The organism is Bradyrhizobium sp. AS23.2, from assembly GCF_001908185.1.
In the GTDB taxonomy this organism is placed as follows: Bacteria; Pseudomonadota; Alphaproteobacteria; order Rhizobiales; family Xanthobacteraceae; genus Bradyrhizobium.
In genome coordinates this window covers 1-1,941 of record NZ_LGHM01000339.1, presented here as the reverse complement: position 1 = coordinate 1,941, position 1,941 = coordinate 1, and the positions used below count along the sequence as shown (strand labels likewise).

The 1,941-nt window shown below is 61.4% G+C and carries 2 protein-coding genes and 1 pseudogene; all 3 read right to left on the bottom strand.

The window, feature by feature from the left end:
- Window positions 1–476 (bottom strand): branched-chain amino acid ABC transporter permease (locus AC630_RS41985; RefSeq protein WP_143198765.1); only part of this gene is annotated, 476 nt, incomplete at its 3' end.
- A gap of 71 nt (window positions 477–547) precedes the next feature.
- Complete coding sequence (locus tag AC630_RS41980) at window positions 548–1,771, bottom strand: ABC transporter substrate-binding protein (RefSeq protein WP_074124316.1); 1,224 nt, start codon at window positions 1,769–1,771, stop codon at window positions 548–550.
- 33 nt (window positions 1,772–1,804) lie between these two features.
- A pseudogene (locus AC630_RS41975) lies at window positions 1,805–1,941 on the bottom strand (ABC transporter ATP-binding protein); the annotation flags it as partial.

The window sequence follows — 1,941 nt, the reverse complement described above, 5'->3', positions numbered from 1 at the left end:
AGGAACCAGGTCGCCAGACACACGACCAGCGAGAAGATGACGACCCAGCCGCGATAGACCGGCAGGAACATGAAGCCGAGATTCATGCCGCCCTTGAGCTGGTCCGGAATGGCGTAAGGCAGGCCGGAGGAGCCGAAATAGTTCTGGAACACGCCCTGCACGATCAGCGCGATGCCGAAGGTCAGCAGCAGGCCGTAGAGATGGTCGAGCCCGGTCAGCCATTGCAGCATCGTCCGCTCCAGGATCATGCCGAAGATGCCGACGATGATCGGTGCAAGCAGCAACGCCCACCAGTAGTTGATCCCGCCGAGGTTCAGCAGGAAATAGGCGACGAAGGCGCCCATCATGTAGACCGCGCCATGGGCGAAATTGATGATGTTGAGCATGCCGAAGATCACGGCGAGCCCGAGACTGAGCAGCGCGTAGAACGAGCCGTTAATCAGTCCCACCAGTAGCTGAGCGTAAAGAGCCTGCATCGATCCCGCACCCGGTCCCTTCGGCGTTCCCTAGAGCCGCCCGCCGACTAGCTGCCGGCGGGCTGTTGGTCTTACTTCTTAAGCAGCGCGCACTTGCTCTCGGAGAGCGGCGTGAAGGCCTGATCGCCTGGCACCGTACCGACCAGCTTGTAGAAATCCCACGGTCCCTTGGACTCGGAGGGCTTCTTCACCTCGAACAGATAGGCGTTGTGGATGGTGCGGCCGTTGGGCTGAATCTCGCCCTTGCCGAACAGATCGTCCTCGGTCGGCATCGACTTCATCTTCTCGACGACTTTCACGCCGTCATGCGGATTGCCGCCGAGCGCCTCGAGCGCCTTCAAGTAATGCCGCACGCCCGAATAGACGCCGGCCTGCACCATGGTCGGCGGAGCGTTGTTCTTCATCTTCTCGGCAAAGCGCTTGGAGAAGGCGCGGGTCTTGTCGTCCATGTCCCAGTAGAAGGTTTCGGTGAAGTTCAGGCCCTGTGCAGTCTCGAGGCCAATCGCCTTGATGTCGGTGAGGAACAGCAGCAGCGCCGCGAGCTTCTGGCCGCCCTTGACGATGCCGAACTCGGCCGCCTGCTTGATCGAGTTGGTAGTGTCGCCGCCGGCATTGGCAAGGCCGATGATCTTGGCCTTGGACGCCTGCGCCTGGAGCAGGAAGGACGAGAAGTCCGGCGTGTTCAGCGGATGCTTGACGCCGCCGACCACCTTGCCGCCATTGGCGGTGATGACGGCGGTGGTGTCGCGCTCGAGCGCCGCACCAAAGGCGTAGTCCGCGGTCAGGAAGAACCAGGTATCGCCACCGGCCTTCACCAGCGCCTGGCCCGTGGTGTGGGCCAGCATGTAGGTGTCGTAGGTCCAGTGCACGGTGTTGGGCGTGCACTGCGCGTTGGTGAGGTCCGAGGTCGCCGCACCGGAATTGATGTAGACGCCGTTCTTTTCCTTGACGACGTTATTGACGGCGAGCGCCACACCGGAGTTCGGCACGTCAACGATGATGTCGACCTTGTCGACGTCGAACCACTGCCGCGCGATCGCGGTGCCGATGTCGGGCTTGTTCTGGTGATCGCCCGAGATGATGTCGATCTTCCAGCCCTTCGCCGCAAGGCCGGAATCTTCGACGGCCATTTGCGCGGCTAGCGTCGAGCCGGGCCCGCCGAGGTCGGCATAGAGGCCGGACTGATCGGACAGCGCACCGATCTTGACGGTCTTGTCCTGTGCGAAGGCGACGCCAGCGGTGGTAACGGCCAACGCCGTGCCAAGCAGAAACGATGCAATCGACCTTGTCTTCATGCTACTTCCCTTGTGAAATATCTCGTGACCGTTCTAGACGCCGAGATAAGTGTGGAGCTTGTCCATGTTGGCGGCAAGCTCCGCATTGGAAAATCCGTCAATGATCTTGCCGTGTTCGACCACGTAGTAGCGGTCGGCGACGGTGGATGCGAAGCGGAAGTTCTGCTCGA